Annotated in this window: 1 protein-coding gene; it reads right to left on the bottom strand. The window is 66.3% G+C overall.

Annotation, left to right across the window (positions count from 1 at the left end):
- A partial coding sequence (locus L0976_RS28580; RefSeq protein ID WP_234190776.1) for an electron transfer flavoprotein subunit alpha/FixB family protein occupies window positions 1-593 on the bottom strand: 593 nt, incomplete at both ends.

Raw genomic sequence — 593 nt, 5'->3', positions numbered from 1 at the left:
TCCTGGAACTTCTCCGACGAGCCGAGCGCACGCCCGCCCGAGATGATGATCCTGGCAGACGTGAGCTCCGGACGGTCGGACGAGGACAGCGCGTCCTTGACATGCGTGGAGAGGCCCGGGTTCGCTGCGGCCGGGATGGTCTCGATGGTGGCACTGCCACCCTCGCCGGCAGCGGCGAACGAGGCGGTGCGCACGGTGATCACCTTCTTCGCATCCGTCGACTGCACCGCCTGGATGGCATTGCCCGCATAGATCGGGCGCTTGAACGTATCGGATGAAACGACCTCGACGATCTCCGACACCTGCGCGACGTCGAGAAGGGCCGCAACGCGCGGCAGCACGTTCTTGCCGACCGAGGTCGCCGCCGAGACGATGGCGTCATAGTTGCCGGCAAGCGACACGATGAGCGCCGCCAGCGGCTCCGCGAGATTGTTGGCAAGGCTGGCATCGTCGGCGACGAGCACCTTGGAGACACCCGAGAGTTTTGCTGCGGCATCGGCCGCAGCCTTGGCATTGCTGCCGGCGACGAGCACATGCACGTCCGAGCCGATCTTGCTTGCCGCCGTCAGCGCCTTGGCCGTCTGGTCGGAAAG

The sequence above is a fragment of the Shinella sp. NM-101 genome (assembly GCF_021401195.1).
GTDB lineage: Bacteria > Pseudomonadota > Alphaproteobacteria > Rhizobiales > Rhizobiaceae > Shinella.
The sequence above is the reverse complement of the archived record's forward strand: the minus strand, read 5'-3'. Positions and strand labels throughout refer to the sequence as shown.